The following is an 18,976-nucleotide window of genomic DNA, read 5'->3' on the forward strand; positions in this document are numbered from 1 at the left end:
CACACTATGCACAGGAAGGACAAGGTAGAACGGGGTTTCATCATTGCAGAGCTTTTAATAAAAGGCTGTGTTATCCTCGGGTGTTAATTTACACTCATAGCACTTTCCCCAGGCGGTTCGTTAGCCTCATACACTCGCTGCTTCTTCCTCTGCCAGCTATGCTTTGAAGTGGGTCGGCGTCTAAGCAACTCGCAGCTTACTCATGAAGCAGCGCTCGTGTCTGCGGGATCTCCCCGGAACTCCCTTTTCCCAAGGGAGCCTCACTTGAAAACAGCGCCTGAGAGATGTAGCAAAACCCACAAAAAAAAAAAGCCGGTCTCCCGGCCTTTTTTATGAGCTTATTTCTTTGTTTCTTCCGTTAGAAGAATTTTACGGGAAAGGTTTACGCGTCCCTGGTTGTCAATCTCGGTTACTTTAACCATGATTTCGTCGCCGAGGGAAACTACGTCTTCCACTTTCCCTACACGCTCTTTTGCAAGCTGGGAAATGTGTACAAGCCCGTCTTTTCCTTTGAACAACTCTACAAATGCCCCGAATTTTTCAATCCGTTTAACTTTGCCGAGGTATGTCTCGCCAACCTCAACTTCACGGACGATGTCTTCGATGATGCCTTTTGCTTTGTTGTTCATCTCGGATTCGGTTGAAGAAATATATACTTTACCGTCCTGCTCAATGTCTATCTTAACACCTGTATCTTCAATGATCTGGTTAATCACTTTTCCGCTCGGGCCGATAACGTCGCGGATCTTATCAGGGTTAATGTTCATTGTAAGGATCTTAGGTGCATAGTCGGAAAGCTCTGTTCTTGGCTCTGCAATGGCGCTCAGCATGTTATCAAGAATCTTCATGCGGCCTGTCTGTGCCTGGGAAAGAGCCTGTTCAAGGATTTCACGGTTAATCCCATCAATTTTAATGTCCATTTGAAGAGCAGTGATGCCTTTTTTCGTTCCTGCTACTTTAAAGTCCATGTCTCCGAGGAAGTCTTCCATTCCCTGAATGTCAGTAAGAACAGAGACGTCATCTTCATCTTTAACCAGACCCATTGCAATTCCGGCTACAGGTGCTTTAAGGGGAACACCGGCTGCCATCATGGCAAGTGTAGATGCACAGATACTCGCCTGGGATGTCGATCCGTTTGACTCGAGTACTTCAGATACGAGACGAATGGTGTATGGGAAGTCTGCTTCTGAAGGAATCACTTGTTCAAGTGCACGTTCACCAAGAGCACCGTGTCCGATTTCGCGTCGTCCCGGGCCACGGATCGGGCCTGTCTCCCCGACACTGAAGCTTGGGAAGTTGTAGTGGTGCATGAAACGTTTTGTTTCCTCGATTCCAAGTCCGTCAAGAATTTGAACATCACCTAATGCTCCCAGTGTACAGATGCTCAAAGCCTGAGTCTGTCCGCGTGTGAACAGCCCGGATCCGTGTACACGGGCCAGAATATCAACCTGGGAGTCAAGAGGGCGGATTTCATCAATCTGACGGCCATCGGGACGTACTTTGTCTTTTGTAATCAGACGGCGGACGATCCCTTTAAGAATTTTGTCAAGGATGGACTTCGCTTCTCCGCTTCGGTCTTCTTCCTCTGTTGCATATTCGGCTGAAATGCGGTCAATCACTTCTTTGATTGCCGTTTCGCGGGCATGCTTTTCAAAAACAGTCGCTGCTTCTTTAAGGTCAGCTTCTGATTTTTCACGAAGCTCAGCTTCGAGTTCAGGATCACCTGTCGCAAGCTTCACTTCCATCTTTTCTTTGCCGATTTTAGAGACGATGTCCTCCTGGAACGTAACGATCCGCTTAATCTCTTCATGACCGAACATAATCGCTTCGAGCATCACGTCTTCTGGAACTTCTTCTGCCCCAGCTTCAACCATGTTGATCGCATCTTTCGTACCTGCTACTACAAGGTGGATGTCACTTTTCTCCAACTGTTCTGTTGTCGGGTTGATGACAAATTCATTGTTAACACGTCCGACGATCACACCTGCAATAGGTCCGTCGAAAGGAATATCTGAGATAGACAGGGCAAGAGAAGACCCGACCATCGCTGCCATTTCAGGTGAACAGTTCTGGTCGTTGCTCATAACGATACTGATTACCTGGAGGTCGTTTCGGAAACCATCCGGGAACAGCGGACGGATCGGGCGGTCAATCAGACGGCTGGTTAATACCGCATTTTCACTCGGACGTCCTTCTCGTTTAATAAACCCACCAGGGATCTTCCCTGCTGCGTATAGTCGTTCTTCGTAATTACATGTCAGAGGGAAAAAAGGTAAATCCTTCGGCTCTTTTGAAGCAGTTGCTGTACAAAGTACTGCAGTATCGCCATATCGTACCATAACCGCACCGTTTGCCTGATTGGCAAACTTTCCGGTTTCAAATGTCATTGTACGACCGGCAAAATCCAATGAAAATAATTGTTTTTCTTGTTCCATAAGTACAAGTACTCCTCTCATTCACATTTCCTGTGAATCATACTACTCATTATTTTTGACTTAAATTTATGTAGTAAACATGTCTGACAAAAATCTTTAGCCTTTTTTATCATATCAGATGGCCAGTCGCCGGGCAACGTTCATTTGGCAGCTGCCACAAATGTAAAAATTTCCCTTTAACTATAACAAAAAAGCGGGATGAATCCCGCTTTTCCAAAAGTGTTCTTATCGACGAAGACCAAGTTTGTCAACAAGTTGACGATAACGAGCAACATCTTTGTTACGAAGGTAAGTCAGCAAGTTACGGCGCTGACCAACCATCTTTAGAAGTCCACGACGAGAGTGGTGATCCTTCTTGTGCGTGCGCAAGTGATCGTTTAAAGTCGTGATTTGCTTCGTTAGGATAGCAACCTGCACTTCAGGAGAACCAGTATCGTTCTCGTGAGTTTTGAATTCGTTAATGATTTCATTTTTGTGCTCTTGTGATAAAGCCATCCAATCCACCTCCTTAATATATATCCCCAGTCGCCTAGCGGACGTCGGTGACTCGTTCCGCCAAGTGATGGTTAACATTGATCATGATACTAGTTTTGCCCGGAAAACACAAGGGCAGACGCTATATTTCTTTTATTTTCGCAAAAAAATCACGAACACAGCCCTCATCTGCCTTTAGCTGGGCGATGAGCTCGTCCACGCCGGAAAAGGCTTTTTCTGAACGAATCCGCTCATGCCAGCGGATCAGTACTTTCTTTCCGTACAGATCGCCGGTAAAGTCAAACAAATGAATTTCAACTGCCGGTTTATCCGGTGCTTTTTCGTTAAATGTCGGTTTAAAACCGATGTTGCACATTCCTTTGAGCCATTGGCCGTCTGAGCCCAGTTCAACGGCGTATACCCCCGGTTTCGGAATGAGATAAGCTTGGTCTTTATCTACATTGGCAGTTGGAAAACCGATTGTCCGTCCCCGTTTTTCACCGTGTACCACGGTTCCTGAAGTCTCATAATTCCTTCCGAGGAGTTTTTTTGTTTCATAGAGTTCTCCTGACCGGATCGTTTCACGAATGCGTGTGGAACTGATCTTTTCATCGGCCTCGTCCACTTTCCCTACAACCGTATGGCTGAAAGCGCCACGGGAGTGGAATTCGATCGTTTCCATCGTACCTTTACCAAGCCGGCCGTAGGAGTAATCAAATCCAGCTACAACATGCTTTACGTTTAATCCAATTAAATAGTCATCACAAAAGTTCTGTGGTGTAAGCTCTGCAAACTCAGGTGTAAAATGGACCACAAAAAGGAAGTCCGGTCCAATTTTACCGATTTCCGACTCTTTTTTTGACAAAGGAGTAAGATAGTCAATGGCTGCTCCTTTTCGCAGCACTTCCTTGGGATGAGGATCAAAAGTCATGACTCCACTCTTTTCCCCACGCCTGTCTGCTTCTTCCATAGCTGTCTGAATGACTTTTTTATGCCCGCGGTGGACACCGTCAAAAAAACCGAGTGCAAGAACGAGAGGAGGAAAATCAGATTTAACAAAAGAATGAGGATGATTTATATGAATTGTCTGCACAGTTCCACCTCGAATACCGGCATGTCCTGAAAAGAGAAAGTTTCTACAGAATCTTAAGCATTTTCTCCGGTTTCATCATACCTTCTTTGTTTGGGTGCTTTTTATAAATGGCTAAGCATTCCCCCTGTTGATTATACAAAGTGAAACGGGATTCGTCCATTGTTTTTGGTAATGGAATGACAGCTCCGTTCATTACTTTTGCTTCTATTTCTTTATCTACAGTGAGTTTCGGCCAGTCTTTGAGGGCATGTTCAAAAGGATAAAGTGACTCCTCCAGCCGGTTCTGTTCCTTCAATTCAGCAAGCTGTTCTTCTGTCAGGCACTGGTCGGAAGTAAAAGCTCCTGAAGCTGTCCTCACGAGATCTGACATGTGGGCAGGGTATCCGAGAAGTTCTCCCATGGTCACAGCCAGGGTTCTTACATAGGTACCCTTGCTGCATTTTACACGGAAACGAAAGGTTACAAGGCCGTCTCTTTGGACCACGGGTGATGTTCGTTCCAGTTTGTAGATTGTTACTTCACGGAACGGACGCTCTACTTCAATCCCCTGTCTGGCGTACTCATAGAGCCTTTTTCCTTTTACCTTTACTGCAGAGTACATTGGAGGTGTCTGTTCGATTCTCCCATTCAGCCTTTCCAGGACTTCATCCACATCGGTTTCAATTAAAGTTTCGGATACGTCTTTTTGTTCCACTTTTTCACCTGAACTGTCTTCAGTTGTTGTAGAGAAGCCTATTGTTGCTTCTCCTTCATATTCCTTGGATTCCGCTGTCATGTACTCCACGAGCTTTGTCGCCCGTCCGATACAGATAGGAAGAACACCTTCCACGTCGGGGTCCAGGGTGCCTGTATGTCCGACTTTTTTGGTGCCGTAAAGTCTTTGCATATCCCTGACACAGTCAAAGGATGTTTTTCCCCTTTTTTTCCATAATGGTACGATTCCCTCTGGATTCATTTTCTGCACCTCATTTATGCGCGTTCGTTTATGTAATTCATTTGTTTAGATTGTCGATATTATTTATTACTTCCCGACAGGGTAGATAGAGATGAAGCCTGCTTGGTTTTCACCTTCCGCGGCGGTGCAGGCAAGCCTCTGAAGACTCCATTTTCTGTTAAGGTTAGAAGTTGATTTGCGCTCCCTTTCCGCGGGCGGTTCGGGAGCCTTCTCGACACACTGCTTCTTTCTCTTACAGCCAGGCTTCGAAGCCAATGCGTCGAAGCAACTCGAAGATTATTCATGAAGAACGCTTTTCCCGCAGAAGTGTCGCGCATTCGCTCCAATCAACTGTTTTTAAAGGAAGAGTGTCATCGATTTCTTTTGCGACAACAGACACCTTTTCTCATCTATCCACACCATTGCGTATGGAAATAGGCATGCGGTCTATTTTCATGTAAATTTACTCAACAAACTGTGCGTAGTTGAATGGGAATATGCGAGTCTGCGGATAGGGAGCGTATTCCGTTCAACGAAGCTGAATGTCAATGAAGGGTATTAAAACCCTTCCTAGCTCTCTTTTTAAGGACAGCTTTTCAAAAAGAGCAGAATGCTTTCTGTACTAGAGAGCCTTATACATAAGAAAAAGGATGGCCCGGAGGACGTATGCCGACCTTCTGAGCCACCCTTAACAGTATTAGCGGTCGTTGAGTTTTCGTAAAAGCTCCTCAATACGGTTACCACGCTCGATACTTTCATCAAATTTGAAATACAGTTCAGGTGTTTTGCGGATTTGAATTCGTTTGCCAATTTCGGAACGGATGAATCCGGTGGCTTTTGAAAGTCCATTTAACGTTTGTTCTTTCTGCTCATCTTCACCATAAACCGTGATGTATGCTGTGGCTTGCTGGAGGTCCCCTGTTACATCAACAGCAGTGACTGTTACAAAGCCCACTCTTGGATCTTTAATTTCACGCTGAATAATATCAGTCAGTTCTTTTTTGATCTGTTCTCCGATGCGATTTGCACGAACATTACTCATAGTGCGCACCTCCAAATTAGTTGCTGGAGCGGTTCTGCAAAAAAGAGATTCGCTCCCTTTTTTTACGATGTTAATCGTGACTCTATGTGCTTCGCTTTCCACACGGTACAGGGAGAGCCGCACTTACACTGCTGCTCTCCCGCAGCCGCTGCAGGATCTGCGAAACATTAGAACCATTCCCACTGTACCGAAGCCGTTTCAATCTCAGGAACGCTGTCAATGAAATGGAGTGCCCTGTTTAATTCCTGTTCCACCCGTGTACGGTCGGAACTGACAGAGGCTATGGTGATCTCTGTTCGCTGCCAGACATTCTGATGACCAGTCTCTGATACTGAAATATTAAGGCGGTCACGAAGGCGGGTAATGACGCTCTTTAGTACCCCGCGCTTCTCTTTTAAAGACTGAGCGTCATAGATAATCGCTTCAATCGTAAGGACGCCGATCATTAGCGCTTGATTTCTTCCATTACATAAGCTTCAATGACGTCGCCTTCCTTAACATCGTTGTAGTTTTCAAGTGTAATACCGCACTCATAGTTTTTCGCGACTTCTTTAGCATCATCCTTAAAACGCTTCAAGTCACGGATGGTGCCTTCGTGAAGAACAACTCCGTCACGGATAAGGCGGACACTAGAATCTCTTGTAATTTTACCTTCTGTAACATAGGATCCTGCGATCATGCCGATTTTTGAAACTTTAAATGTCTGACGGACTTCAGCCTGACCGATTACTTTTTCTTCATACTCAGGATCAAGCATTCCTTTCATTGCCTGCTCCACTTCTTCAATAGCGTTATAAATAACGCGGTGAAGACGGATATCTACGCCTTCCTGATCTGCTGTACGCTTGGCGTTAACATCCGGACGTACGTTAAATCCGATAATAATGGCGTTTGAAGCACTTGCCAGGATAACATCAGACTCTGCAATCGCACCTGCACCGGTATGAATGATGTTGACTTTAACACCTTCAACCTCGATCTTCTCAAGAGAGCCTTTCATAGCCTCTACAGAACCCTGTACATCGGCTTTGATAATAATGTTGATATCTTTAATATCCCCTTGCTGGATCTGGTTAAACAAATCATCCAGACTTACTCGGGAAGATTCACGGCGCTGTTCAACTTTTTGTTTCATGGCACGGGCTTCACCGATCTGACGGGCTTTTTTCTCGTCTTCAAAGACCATAAACTGATCTCCTGCCTGAGGCACGTTGTTAAGACCCGTAATTTCAACAGGTGTGGAAGGGCCCGCTTCTTTTACACGGCGGCCAAGATCGTTAACCATAGCACGTACACGGCCGAATGTGTTTCCGACTACAATCGGATCACCGACACGAAGTGTACCTGATTGAACGAGCAGTGTAGCAACAGCTCCGCGCCCGCGGTCAAGTTCCGCTTCGACGACTGTTCCCCGTGCACGTTTATCCGGATTTGCTTTGAATTCTTCAACTTCAGAAACAAGAAGGATCATTTCAAGGATTTCATCAATTCCTTCGCCCTTGATCGCACTCACGTTGACGAAAATCGTATCTCCGCCCCATGCTTCTGATACAAGACCGTGCTCAGTAAGTTCCTGCATGACACGATCCGGGTTTGCTCCTTCTTTATCCATTTTATTCACGGCTACGATGATTGGTACTTCCGCTGCTTTCGCGTGGTTAATCGCTTCTACCGTCTGCGGCATAACGCCGTCATCCGCTGCAACAACGAGAATTGTAATATCCGTTACCTTTGCTCCCCGCGCACGCATTGTTGTAAAGGCTGCGTGACCCGGAGTATCAAGGAAGGTAATTTTTCTGCCTTTTTCTTCTACCTGGTAGGCACCAATATGCTGGGTAATTCCCCCTGCTTCACCGGCCGTTACTTTTGTGTGTCGGATGCTGTCAAGAAGCGTTGTTTTACCGTGGTCAACGTGACCCATGATTGTCACAACTGCCGGACGCTCTTTCAAATCTTCCGGTGCATCCTCTTCTTCAATCGTTTCAAATTCAGCTTCATTAATGACGATTTCCTCTTCCACTTTCACTCCGAAATCTTCACCAAGAAGTTCAATTGTATCATTGTCAAGTTCCTGGTTAATGGTAGCCATTACACCAAGACCCATTAGTTTTTTTATGATTTCAGATGGTTCTTTGTTCAGCTTGTCGGCAAATTCCCCGACTGTTATCGGAAGGGTGTACGTAATTTCCGTCGGCATTGGCTTAGGAGCCGGACGGCTTGGCTGACGGTCATTTCTCTGATTGTTGTTTCGCTGGTTCCGGTTTTTGTTATTATTTCTGTTATTGTTCTTTTTGCCCTGCTGATTGTTCGGCTTATTTGAACGGTTTGTTTGTTTTTTATCATTCATAGGTGACTGATCACGTCCTTCATTACTTTGACGCTTTTTCGCGTCATTTTTTTTCGGTTCATTCTTCCCCTTTGTCTCACTACCTGATTCGAGCTTCTTTTTTGCCTCATCAGTTAATACACTCATATGGTTTGAAACTTCCACATTAAGTGTTTTGAGACGTTCAATCACTGCTTTACTTGTCGTATTCTTTTCTTTGGCATATTCGTAGATTCGCATCTTTTTCATCTGTTTACCTCCTGAGATCATGGCACTCCTGCCCTGTGTTTTACAAGAGGTTTGAGCCATGAATCTTTATTCCAGTAACGACTGAAGCTTTTTTGCAAAGCCGCTTTCTTCTACTCCCAATACTACTCTTTCATTTTTTCCAATCGCATGTCCAAGGGTCTCACGGTCTCCTGTAATCACAAGAGGAACGTTATAGTAGGTACTTTTGTCTGCGATCTTCTTTTTCGTATTGTCAGATGCGTCTTCTGAGAGGATGACAAGATGCAGTTTTTTCTTGCGCATCGACTGTAATACAATTTCTTCACCAGTAACGACAGCTCTGGCCCGGTATGCAAGACCAATCAGGTTAAGGGCTTTATCTTTCATTTTGACTTCCCTTCTGCCACTTCCGTTACGAGATAATCATAGAAATCATCGTTCACTTTCGTCTTTAAGTGACGTGAGAGAATATCTTTTTGTCTGGCTTGTTCAAATACATCCTTCGATGCTGTTAAATACGCCCCTCTGCCTGATTTCTTGCTTGTAGGATCATAGATAACATCGCCTTCAGGTGTACGGACGATCCGCACCAGTTCCTTTTTCGGCTTCATCTCGTTAGTGACAACACACTTGCGTAAAGGAGTTTTCCTTGCTTTCATAGTCAGCACTCCTTATTTCTCAAAGTCCTCTTCTTCATATGAGGCTGCTTCTGTATAATTCTCTTCCTGATCGCCAAATCCTTCTTGGTCATGAAGGTCAGTGTCTTCCTTTAATGGTGCATTCGGATCATATAGGCCCAGCTCTTCAGCATCGGATTCACTCTTAATATCAATCTTCCAGCCTGTAAGCTTTGCAGCCAGACGGGCGTTTTGGCCACGTTTCCCGATTGCCAGTGAAAGCTGGTAGTCCGGAACGACAACCTGAGTCATCTTCTCTTCTTCATTTACTGTTACCTGAAGGACTTTGGAAGGGCTCAGGGCGTTGGCCACGTATTCCTTAGGGTCTTCTGACCAGCGAACGATATCGATCTTCTCGCCTTTAAGTTCGTTTACGATCATCTGGACTCGCTGACCGCGCTGACCGACACAGGAACCTACAGGATCCACTTCCGCATCTTCTGCGTGAACCGCAATTTTTGAGCGGTCTCCGGCCTCACGGGAAACAGACTTGATTTCCACTGTTCCGTCATAAATTTCAGGTACTTCAAGCTCAAAAAGACGCTTTAGAAGGCCTGGATGAGTGCGTGAAATCATGATCTGAGGACCTTTGGTCGTCTTCTCCACTTTTGTAATGAAGGCTTTTATGCGGTCATTATGCTTATACGACTCGTTAGGCATCTGTTCGTTTAAAGGCATGATCGCCTCAACTTTACCAAGATCCACATAAATAAAACGGTGGTCCTGTCGTTGAACAATCCCAGTCATTATATCTTCTTCACGGTCGATGAAGTCAGAATAAATAATCCCTCTTTCCGCTTCACGTACACGCTGGGTAACTACCTGTTTCGCTGTCTGGGCAGCGATTCTTCCGAAGTCTTTCGGCGTTACTTCAATTTCAACAATGTCATCAACCTGATACTGCGGGCTGATGGACTTGGCTGCATCTTCGGAAATTTCCAGCCTTGCATCAAACACTTCCTCCACAACCACTTTCTGAGCGAATACACGGATTTCACCGTGCTCCCGGTCAATGTTGACGCGTACGTTCTGCGCCTGGTTAAAATTACGTTTATAACCTGTAATTAAAGCTTGTTCAATGGCTTCCAGAATGATTTCCTTGTCGATGCCCTTGTTCTTCTCAATGCTCGTTAAAGCATCCATAAAATCACTATTCATGAGTGGTGGTTCCCCCTTTAAAAACAATTCCAGACACGTCTAATCACCCGCCGCAGAACGACCGGGACAGGACGGACTTTTAATTTCCCTACATGATGACTGCAAGTCTTGCCTTGGCTACTTTTTCGTACGGAACCTCAACAGAACGGGTTCGCGTTTTTACAATCATCTGAATGGTAAGCCTCTCACCATCAAAGTCGAGAAGCTTCCCCTCGAATACCTTTTCACCGTCTATAGGTGCGTAGGTCGTTACATTTACATTTTTGCCTATTGCTTTTTTTACATCTTCTGCTTTTTTGAGCGGACGCTCAGCCCCTGGTGAAGAAACCTCCAGATAGTATGCTTCCTCAATCGGGTCTTCCTTATCGAGGGCTTCACTCAGTTTTTCGCTCACTGCTGAACAGTCATCAAGGTCAACGCCTTTATCAGAATCAATGTAGACGCGGAGAAAGTAGTTTTTGCCTTCTTTGACGAACTCTGCTTCTACCAGTTCAAGTCCCATTTGTTCCACAATTGGTTGTGCCATTGTTTCAATTGTTGTTTTAATATTACCTGCCATATGTTTCGCCTCCTTGCTTTGAACGGGCTGGACTTTTGTTTTGGATGTTTGTTCAAAATCAAGGCAAACGTTAAGAAGATCGTTGGTCTGTAAGAACCTTTTACGCTGGTCTCCTTATTTTGAACGCTGTAAATCCGGTTCAGCAAAATGAGGGATAAGCCCGGAAAACCGGACTTATATCCAAAAGAAAGAGTGGGATGCTCCCACTCTTTCGGCTGCCGTTATTCTAAGTATTGCCATCTAACTATAACATAAACCTTTTTGCCGTGCAAACCAACGTATGGCTTATCAGAACAGCGACAGCTGGTTTGAATCAGGAAGTCCTTCGAGGCATCCGTGATCGTCAAGGTTCTGAAGAACGGTTTTTGTAATCTTACTCCGCTTCTGCAGGTCTTCTTTAGAGAGGAACTCGCCGCCTTCTTTTGCCTTTTCAATGTTGATTGCCGCATTTGTACCAACACCTGTAAGAGCATTAAACGGCGGGATCAGGCTGTCCCCGTCAACAACAAACTCAGTTGCCTTGGAACGGTAGAGATCGACCTTCTGAAAAGAGAAACCACGCTCACACATTTCCAGAGCCAGTTCCAGGACGGTTACCAGACTCTTTTCCTTTGGCGCTGCATCCAGGCCTTTCTGATAAATTTCTTCCATACGCTTTCGTATGCTTGCAGAACCTCTGTGCATTGTATCCAGATCAAAGTCATCGGCACGGACAGTGAAATACGCAGCATAGAACAGGATCGGATGGTGGACCTTAAAGTACGCAATACGTACTGCCATTAAAACATAGGCCGAAGCGTGGGCTTTCGGAAACATGTACTTGATTTTAAGGCACGAACCGATATACCAGTCCGGCACACCGTGTTTTTTCATCTCTTCAATCCATTCTTCCTGGAGCCCTTTTCCTTTACGTACAAATTCCATGATTTTAAAGGCAAGGCTGTCTTCGAGCCCTTTGTACTGAAGATACACCATAATGTCGTCACGGCATCCGATAACGTCTTTTAATACACACGTCCCATCGGCAATTAGGTCGGCAGCATTATTCAGCCATACATCCGTTCCGTGGGAAAGACCGGAAATCTGAACGAGTTCGCTGAACGTGCTCGGCTTTGTATCTTCAAGCATCTGTCTTACAAAACGGGTGCCAAATTCGGGAATTCCATAAGTTCCGGTCTTACACATGATCTGGTCTTCCGTTACCCCGAGTGACTCTGTACCGCTGAACAGTTTAAACACTTCCGGGTCGTCAACAGGGATATCCTGCGGGTCCATCCCTGATAAGTCCTGGAGCATCCTGATTACCGTCGGATCATCGTGTCCGAGGATATCAAGCTTCAAAAGATTATCGTGGATCGAATGGAAGTCAAAGTGCGTTGTCTTCCATTCTGATTCCCGGTCATCTGCAGGAAACTGAATGGGTGAAAAGTCATAGATGTCCAGGTGATCCGGTACGACAATGATCCCCCCGGGGTGCTGTCCGGTGGTCCTCTTGACTCCGGTACAGCCGGAGACAAGACGGTCAATCTCAGCTCCCCTCAGACGGAGCTGGTTGTCATCTTCATAACCCTTTACGAATCCGTATGCCGTTTTTTCCGCTACTGTACCGATCGTTCCGGCACGGTAGACATAATCAACACCGAACAATTCTTTTGTATAGTTATGGGCAACAGGCTGATAGTCACCTGAGAAGTTTAAGTCGATATCAGGTACTTTGTCTCCTTTAAATCCAAGGAAGGTTTCAAAGGGGATGTCCTGCCCGTCTTTTGTATATTCTGCTCCGCACTTTTCACAGTTTTTATCGGGAAGGTCAAACCCGGATCCGACTGAGCCGTCATCAAAGAATATACTGTGCTTGCAATCAGGACACACATAGTGCGGCGGCAGAGGATTCACCTCTGTAATTTCCGTCATGGTAGCTACAAAGCTCGACCCTACTGACCCCCGTGAACCAACAAGATATCCGTCATCAAGAGATTTTTTTACGAGTTTTTGAGAGATAAGATAAATAACGGAGAACCCGTTGCTGATAATGGACTTGAGTTCTTTTTCAATACGCGCTTCCACAATTTCAGGAAGATCATCCCCGTAAATGCTTTTTGCCATGGAATAAGTCATATCACGCATTTCATCATCTGCCCCTTCAAGGTTGGGGGTGTAGAGGTCATCAGGTATGGGCTTAATCTCATCGATATCATCTGCGATCATATTAGGGTTCGTAACCACAACCTCTTTTCTCTTATCCTCAGAAAGGAAGGAGAAACACTCGAGCATCTCATCTGTAGTCCTGAAGTGGACATCGGGCAGAGAATGACGGTTCAGGGGGTTGGCGCCGCCCTGACTTGCTATTAGAATCTTTCGGTAGATTTTATCTTCCTGGTGCAGGTAGTGGACGTTTCCGGTTGCCACTACCGGTTTATCAAGCTTCTCACCGAGTTCAACAATGTTTTTTAATATCTCTTTTAAAGCCAGTTCATCCCGGACGATTTCTTTTTCAATAAGTTTATAATAATTGGCAGGAGGCTGGACTTCCAGGTAATCATAAAATTTTGCGATTTCCTCTACTTCCTCCGGTGCTTTCTGCATCATCGCATCGAACACTTCACCGTTGTCACATCCGGAGCCGACGATAATCCCTTCCCGGTTTTTAGCAAGCACCGACCTTGGAATTCTCGGGACTCTGTGGAAATAATCAATATGGGCTTTTGAAACGAGACGGTAGATATTACGAAGACCGTCCTGGTTCTTTGCCAGAAGAATACAGTGATTAGGCCTTTGTTTTTTATATTCATCACCGGTGGACTGGTAATTCAACTGGTTATGGTTTGTAATTCCTTGCTCTCCGGCGTCCTTGACCATTTTCCAGAGAAGATGGCCGGTAGCTTCCGCATCATAGATGGCACGGTGATGGGAGACCAGTTCAATGTTAAATTTCTTACAGAGCGTATTTAACCGGTAGTTACGGTAGTTCGGGTAAAGAAGCCGTGCAAGCTCCAGTGTATCAATGACCGGATTTGGTGTTTTATCATAACCGATCCTTTTAAACCCGGCATCGAGAAAGCCCATATCAAAGCTTGCATTATGGGCTACAAGGACAGCATCCCCCATCCAATTGTGGAAATCTTTCAGGACATCTCCGACTTCAGGTGCCCCTTCAACCATGTCGTCCGTAATTCCCGTAAGATCGATAATGGTAGGACTGAGCTTTTCATGGGGATTGGCAAACGATTCAAAGCGGTCGATGATCTCTCCTTCTTTCACTTTTACAGCAGCAAGCTCGATGATCGTATTGTAAACAGCAGACAGTCCTGTCGTCTCGACGTCAAAGACGACATACGTATCATCAGAGAGATTTCGGTCGGCTTCATTATAGGCAATCGGCACACCATCATCCACCAGGTTGGCTTCGAGACCGTAAAGGATTTTAACCCCTTCTTTCTTGCCTGCTCCATAGGCTTCGGGATAGGCCTGGACAACACCATGATCAGTTACGGCAATGGCTTTATGTCCCCACTTTTTTGCCTGCTGGATGTATTTAGAGACACTTGTTACGGCATCCATCTGACTCATTGGTGTATGAAGGTGAAGCTCAACACGTTTCTCATCCTCAGGAGCAAGATCCTGTTTTTCAACAGGCCGTACTTCCTGGATGTCACGCGCCATCATCGTCAGGTCCCGGACAAACGTATCGTGCTGGATCATACCTTTTACTTTCAGCCACATACCCTTTTTGATTGCTTCAAGCGCAGGAACATCCTCTTTATCTTTTGAAAACATCTTAATCAGGAACGAATCGGTATAGTCGGTCATTTTAAAGGTCAGAAGGGTTCGGCCGCTTCTGAGTTCCCTTGTTTCTGCATCAAATACGTAACCTTGAAATACAATATTGTTTTCTTCTTCCTGTACTTCTTCCATTCGCTTAGGCTCGTCTTTAATCGGTTTACCGATGGCAACTGCCGACTGACTGCCAAGTTCTTTTGCTTTCTTTTCTATTTTCTGTTTCTCCATCATCGCTTCGACAACTTTGGAGTGATCTTCTTCTTGTTTTTTCTCTACAAACTTCTCGTAAGCTTCCTTCGATTCTTTCACAGTTGCATCGATCTGCATGGAAGGAAATCCTGTCTGAACAAGAAGGGCTTTCAGCGGTTCTGATACTTTTCGCTTCATCATTTCCGCTTCAGCATCATTTATAGCAGCAAGAAACAGTTTGTTCTGTTCAACTGAAGGGACCTGCTCTTTCAGACGGCGGATGAGGCCGTTTGTCGTTTTTTTCAGACACTCTGTAAAATAAGGCCAGTAGCTCTCAATATGACTCTTTGGATCGACAGGTTCCTCGTAACGGAGAGAGAGTTCAACCTTTGCGATATGCTTTAAGCCTTCTATAATCGTAGTCCGGAATACCTCAAATGCCGGAAATGGAAGAACAGCCGGCAGACAAAAAGCAAAGTGCCAGCGTTTTTCATTTTTATAGACTTCCAGCTTTTCTATGTATCCGCCTTTAACATGGTTATCGGTAATTGCACCTGGCATCGCTACTTGTTCTAACAGAAGCTCAAACCGTTCACGGCGGATTTGAAGCTCATCTTTCATGAAACGTTCCCCCTCTTTCTATCCTCTGGTCAAACATGTTCCTATTTACGCCTCCAAAAGGGGGCTTCACGTTTTAAGGGTGCCCCGTCAGGCTGGAAACCGCCTTTTTTTCGGGACACCCTCAAGTAATATCTTAAATCAGATTGATTACAGTTTCAAATGGCGTGAAATGGTATCCATCAGTTTATCTTTATGGACTTCCATTTTTTCTTCTTCATTACGAAGCTTCACTTCGAGAATACCTTCATCTGCTTTTTTCCCTACCGTTACACGGACAGGCATCCCAAACAGGTCGGCATCTTTAAACTTAACCCCCGGACGCTCTGCCCGGTCGTCAAACAGAACATCATAGCGGGAACTGAGGCTTTCGTATAGCTCTTCCGCAAGTTCCCTCTGGGCCTCCTGCTTCATATTTACAGGAATAAGGTGAACGTGGAATGGTGCAACGCTGTGAGGCCATACAATTCCGTTTTCATCATGGTGCTGCTCAATAATAGCGGCTACCGTTCTGGAAACGCCAATCCCGTAGCTTCCCATTACCATCGGCTGGGATTTACCATTCTCGTCAAGGAATGTTCCCTTCATCGATTCACTGTAGCGGGTTCCGAGTTTGAATACGTGTCCAACCTCAATTCCTTCCTTAAACTGAATCGTTCCTTTGCCATCCGGTGAAGGATCTCCTTCCTGAATTAAACGAAGATCACTGTATTCAAGATCAGAGAGGTCCCTTTCCGGATTTACATTCACATAGTGGGTGTCTGTTTCATTTGCTCCGCAAACGCCGTTAACAACTGATTTTACGGCATGGTCTGCAATGATCTTTAAGTCTTTTGCTGCACCTACCGGACCGATAAACCCTGTAATGCTGCCTAAGTGCTGTTTCGTCTGTTCATCGCTTGCAAGTTCCACCATCTGTGCATCAAGGACATGCTTGATTTTGATGTCATTTACTTCATGGTCTCCCCTTACAAGAACAAGAACAGGCTCGCCATCTACGATAAACAGCATGCTCTTGATCAGGTCTGCAGGGTTTTTCTCCAGGAAATCAGCGACATCGGTAATGGACTTCTTACCTGGCGTATCTATTTTTTCAAGCTCTTTTAGAGGCTCGTCCCGCTTTTCATACGAAACATTAACCGGAGCGATTTCAATGTTCGCTGCAAAGGACGATTCATTTGAATAAGCGATTGTATCCTCACCGATATCACTGAGAACCATAAATTCGTGTGTGTCCTTTCCTCCCATCGCACCGGAATCGGCAACGACGGCACGGAAATCGAGTCCGCAGCGGGTAAAGACATTCGTATAGGCGTCATACATTTTACGGTAGCTTTCATCGAGACCTTCGAAGTCTTTGTCAAAGGAGTATGCGTCTTTCATAAGGAATTCACGTGATCTTAAGATTCCAAAACGGGGGCGTCTTTCATCACGGAATTTTGTCTGAATCTGATAGAGTGTCATAGGAAGACGCTTATAGGAATTCACATCATCACGGACAAGAGCTGTGATAACTTCCTCATGGGTAGGACCTAAAGCAAATTCTCTCTGGTGACGGTCTTTTACACGCATAAGTTCCGGACCGTACATCTCCCAGCGTCCGCTCTCCTGCCACAGTTCCGCATTTTGAATTGCCGGCATGAGCATTTCCTGGGCTCCCGACTTGTCCATTTCCTCACGGATAATTGTTTCCACTTTTTTCAGTGCTTTTAACCCTAATGGCAGAAACGAATAAACACCTGCAGAGCTCTGGCGGATCAATCCTGCCCTAAGCATAAGCTGATGGCTCTTAACCTCCGCATCACTTGGGGCTTCTCTTAATGTTGGCGATAAAAATGTGCTTTGTTTCATATGTATACCACCTCGTATTCAATTTGAATAAGCGATGAGGCCGGGACATAATGAAAGTGTTTAGGTGAGAACCTGACAAAGTACTGACTTAGCGGATGAAATATACGAAGACTCCTGCGGGATGAAAAGCAAAGGTGAGACCCCGGAGCGCGAAAGCGCGAGGAGGCTCACCAGCTTCCCACGGAAAGCGAAGTATATTTCAGGAGCGGTTTATCAGCGCCGCTACGATTTGTTCGGATTCCCGTTGACTAAAACACTTCTGTGCCAGCCTCATGCTTTAAACTTTATTGGTTTGTTTTTTGTTTCTGATACTGCCTGCCTGCGCTCATTTATTGTTTTTTACAGGAAAAACTTATTGATGTCGTTCCATGTTACCACGAGCATCAGGAGCATGAGCAGGGCAAACCCGATGAAGTGTACCATACCTTCTTTTTGCGGATCAATCGGCTTGCCTCTAACAGCCTCAAGTCCGATAAACATCAGTCGTCCACCATCCAGGGCAGGGAGCGGGAGAAGGTTGATAATCCCCAGGTTTACACTCAAAATGGCTGCCCACTGCATGAGTACCAGGATACCCATTGCTGCGACTTCGCCGGTATAGCTGTATATCCCTACAGGACCCGCAAGATGATCAAGGCTGAACTGCCCTGTTACAAGCATTCCGAGAGCTTCAACAATCAGGACAGTATACTCGTAGGTCGTGGTAAACCCAAAGAGAATGGAACCAAAAACATTAAACTCTGTGGGCGGGTAAATACCGACAACACCCTGAACCTGTTCTTCAGGACCGATTCTTTCATCAGGTACCATTTCGACCTGGAACGTCTCAGATCCTCTCTCTACTTGGAATAAAAGAGATTCGTTGGCACTTCCCTGAATAATGGTAGTCATCTCTTCCCAAGTGGAGACATTTTCGCCGTCAATTGAAAGGATCCGGTCACCCTGTTCAAGACCCGCTTCAATTGCTACTCCGTCGTCTGTTACATCACCTACAAGGGCTTCGTCAACGGGAAGTCCGGCAATCAGTGCATAGGCAGTAAGAATAACTGCCGCCAGGGCAAAGTTCATCATCGGGCCTGCAAAAATGGCCATCGCCCGCTGCGGAATCGTTTTTGATGGGAACTGGCGGTCATAAGGAGCAATCTGTGTTGCTTCCTCATCGTGGATAAAGTTCGCCTTTTCGTGTACAGGATACGTAACCAGACCTTCTTCATCTGCTACATAACCTTGTACAAAAAGCTTATGTTCAAGATCAATTTTTTCTACCTGAATCACTTTGCAGTCCGGATGTTTTGATTTATTGTTTACAACAATATCGGTCACCCGGTCCTGTTCATCGAATTTAAGGCCGATCTCATAGCCCGGCTTGATCTGTATCATTTCCGGGTCTTCTCCGGCCATCCTTACAAACCCGCCTAAAGGAAGGAGACGGATCGTGTAGGTTGTCTCATTCTTTTTGAAAGAAAAGATCTTCGGACCGAAACCGATGGCAAATTCACGGCATAAAATTCCTGCCCGCTTTGCAAAAATCAAATGTCCCCATTCGTGAATGAAAACCAAAAGACCAAAAATTATCACAATAGCTATAAACGTATTCACGTTATCACAACCT

Annotated in this window: 14 protein-coding genes; all 14 read right to left on the minus strand. The window is 45.4% G+C overall.

What is annotated here, in order from left to right; translation table 11 throughout:
* Positions 1 to 338: 338 nt before the first annotated feature.
* The 14 genes from pnp to rseP all read right to left on the minus strand — a co-directional run bounded on the left by pnp (position 339) and on the right by rseP (position 18,963).
* Positions 339 to 2,435: a polyribonucleotide nucleotidyltransferase gene (pnp, locus tag EBO34_RS06310; RefSeq protein WP_122897062.1), complete on the minus strand. Its 2,097-nt coding sequence runs from the start codon at positions 2,433 to 2,435 to the stop codon at positions 339 to 341.
* Between the two features lie 225 nt (positions 2,436 to 2,660).
* The gene (gene rpsO, locus EBO34_RS06315) at positions 2,661 to 2,930 is read right to left on the minus strand and encodes a 30S ribosomal protein S15 (RefSeq protein WP_026689855.1); all 270 of its coding nucleotides are present in this window, start codon (positions 2,928 to 2,930) and stop codon (positions 2,661 to 2,663) included.
* A 121-nt stretch (positions 2,931 to 3,051) separates the two neighbouring features.
* Positions 3,052 to 4,002, minus strand: coding sequence for a bifunctional riboflavin kinase/FAD synthetase (gene ribF, locus EBO34_RS06320; protein ID WP_122897063.1), 951 nt, complete (start codon positions 4,000 to 4,002; stop codon positions 3,052 to 3,054).
* A 43-nt stretch (positions 4,003 to 4,045) separates the two neighbouring features.
* Positions 4,046 to 4,957, minus strand: a complete 912-nt coding sequence (gene truB / locus EBO34_RS06325) for a tRNA pseudouridine(55) synthase TruB (protein ID WP_122897064.1) — start codon at positions 4,955 to 4,957, stop codon at positions 4,046 to 4,048.
* Between the two features lie 676 nt (positions 4,958 to 5,633).
* Entirely contained in the window at positions 5,634 to 5,978 is a 345-nt protein-coding gene (gene rbfA, locus EBO34_RS06330) for a 30S ribosome-binding factor RbfA (protein WP_122897065.1), read from the minus strand.
* Positions 5,979 to 6,145: 167 nt separating this feature from the next.
* Complete coding sequence (locus EBO34_RS06335; RefSeq protein ID WP_122897066.1) at positions 6,146 to 6,424, minus strand: DUF503 domain-containing protein; 279 nt, start codon at positions 6,422 to 6,424, stop codon at positions 6,146 to 6,148.
* A complete protein-coding gene (infB, locus tag EBO34_RS06340) occupies positions 6,424 to 8,553 on the minus strand; it encodes a translation initiation factor IF-2 (RefSeq protein ID WP_122897067.1) in 2,130 nt (709 codons plus the stop codon). The genes EBO34_RS06335 and infB overlap by 1 nt, the downstream gene beginning before the upstream one ends.
* Positions 8,554 to 8,619: 66 nt before the next feature.
* Positions 8,620 to 8,919 (minus strand): YlxQ family RNA-binding protein, encoded by a 300-nt coding sequence (locus EBO34_RS06345; RefSeq protein ID WP_122897068.1) that lies wholly within the window; start codon positions 8,917 to 8,919, stop codon positions 8,620 to 8,622.
* Positions 8,916 to 9,191 (minus strand): RNase P modulator RnpM, encoded by a 276-nt coding sequence (gene rnpM, locus EBO34_RS06350; RefSeq protein WP_122897069.1) that lies wholly within the window; start codon positions 9,189 to 9,191, stop codon positions 8,916 to 8,918. The genes EBO34_RS06345 and rnpM overlap by 4 nt, the downstream gene beginning before the upstream one ends.
* Positions 9,192 to 9,203: 12 nt before the next feature.
* Complete coding sequence (gene nusA, locus EBO34_RS06355) at positions 9,204 to 10,367, minus strand: transcription termination factor NusA (protein WP_122897070.1); 1,164 nt, start codon at positions 10,365 to 10,367, stop codon at positions 9,204 to 9,206.
* Positions 10,368 to 10,455: 88 nt separating this feature from the next.
* Positions 10,456 to 10,926 (minus strand): ribosome maturation factor RimP, encoded by a 471-nt coding sequence (rimP, locus tag EBO34_RS06360; RefSeq protein ID WP_122897071.1) that lies wholly within the window; start codon positions 10,924 to 10,926, stop codon positions 10,456 to 10,458.
* Positions 10,927 to 11,214: 288 nt separating this feature from the next.
* Positions 11,215 to 15,516: a PolC-type DNA polymerase III gene (locus EBO34_RS06365; RefSeq protein ID WP_122897072.1), complete on the minus strand. Its 4,302-nt coding sequence runs from the start codon at positions 15,514 to 15,516 to the stop codon at positions 11,215 to 11,217.
* Between the two features lie 147 nt (positions 15,517 to 15,663).
* A complete protein-coding gene (locus EBO34_RS06370; protein WP_122897073.1) occupies positions 15,664 to 17,364 on the minus strand; it encodes a proline--tRNA ligase in 1,701 nt (566 codons plus the stop codon).
* 339 nt (positions 17,365 to 17,703) lie between these two features.
* The gene (gene rseP, locus EBO34_RS06375; RefSeq protein WP_122897074.1) at positions 17,704 to 18,963 is read right to left on the minus strand and encodes an RIP metalloprotease RseP; all 1,260 of its coding nucleotides are present in this window, start codon (positions 18,961 to 18,963) and stop codon (positions 17,704 to 17,706) included.
* Positions 18,964 to 18,976: the final 13 nt, after the last annotated feature.

This window comes from Alteribacter keqinensis, assembly GCF_003710255.1.
GTDB lineage: Bacteria > Bacillota > Bacilli > Bacillales > Salisediminibacteriaceae > Alteribacter > Alteribacter keqinensis.

What these genes read in the sequence shown, in the direction of transcription:
- EBO34_RS06370 (WP_122897073.1), bottom strand. Translation starts at nt 17,364, where the DNA reads ATGAAACAAAGCACATTTTTATCGCCAACATTAAGAGAAGCCCCAAGT.
- EBO34_RS06365 (WP_122897072.1), bottom strand. Translation starts at nt 15,516, where the DNA reads ATGAAAGATGAGCTTCAAATCCGCCGTGAACGGTTTGAGCTTCTGTTA.
- rpsO (WP_026689855.1), bottom strand. Translation starts at nt 2,930, where the DNA reads ATGGCTTTATCACAAGAGCACAAAAATGAAATCATTAACGAATTCAAA.
- truB (WP_122897064.1), bottom strand. Translation starts at nt 4,957, where the DNA reads ATGAATCCAGAGGGAATCGTACCATTATGGAAAAAAAGGGGAAAAACA.
- pnp (WP_122897062.1), bottom strand. Translation starts at nt 2,435, where the DNA reads ATGGAACAAGAAAAACAATTATTTTCATTGGATTTTGCCGGTCGTACA.
- EBO34_RS06345 (WP_122897068.1), bottom strand. Translation starts at nt 8,919, where the DNA reads ATGAAAGATAAAGCCCTTAACCTGATTGGTCTTGCATACCGGGCCAGA.
- EBO34_RS06335 (WP_122897066.1), bottom strand. Translation starts at nt 6,424, where the DNA reads ATGATCGGCGTCCTTACGATTGAAGCGATTATCTATGACGCTCAGTCT.
- rimP (WP_122897071.1), bottom strand. Translation starts at nt 10,926, where the DNA reads ATGGCAGGTAATATTAAAACAACAATTGAAACAATGGCACAACCAATT.
- rnpM (WP_122897069.1), bottom strand. Translation starts at nt 9,191, where the DNA reads ATGAAAGCAAGGAAAACTCCTTTACGCAAGTGTGTTGTCACTAACGAG.
- infB (WP_122897067.1), bottom strand. Translation starts at nt 8,553, where the DNA reads ATGAAAAAGATGCGAATCTACGAATATGCCAAAGAAAAGAATACGACA.
- nusA (WP_122897070.1), bottom strand. Translation starts at nt 10,367, where the DNA reads ATGAATAGTGATTTTATGGATGCTTTAACGAGCATTGAGAAGAACAAG.
- rbfA (WP_122897065.1), bottom strand. Translation starts at nt 5,978, where the DNA reads ATGAGTAATGTTCGTGCAAATCGCATCGGAGAACAGATCAAAAAAGAA.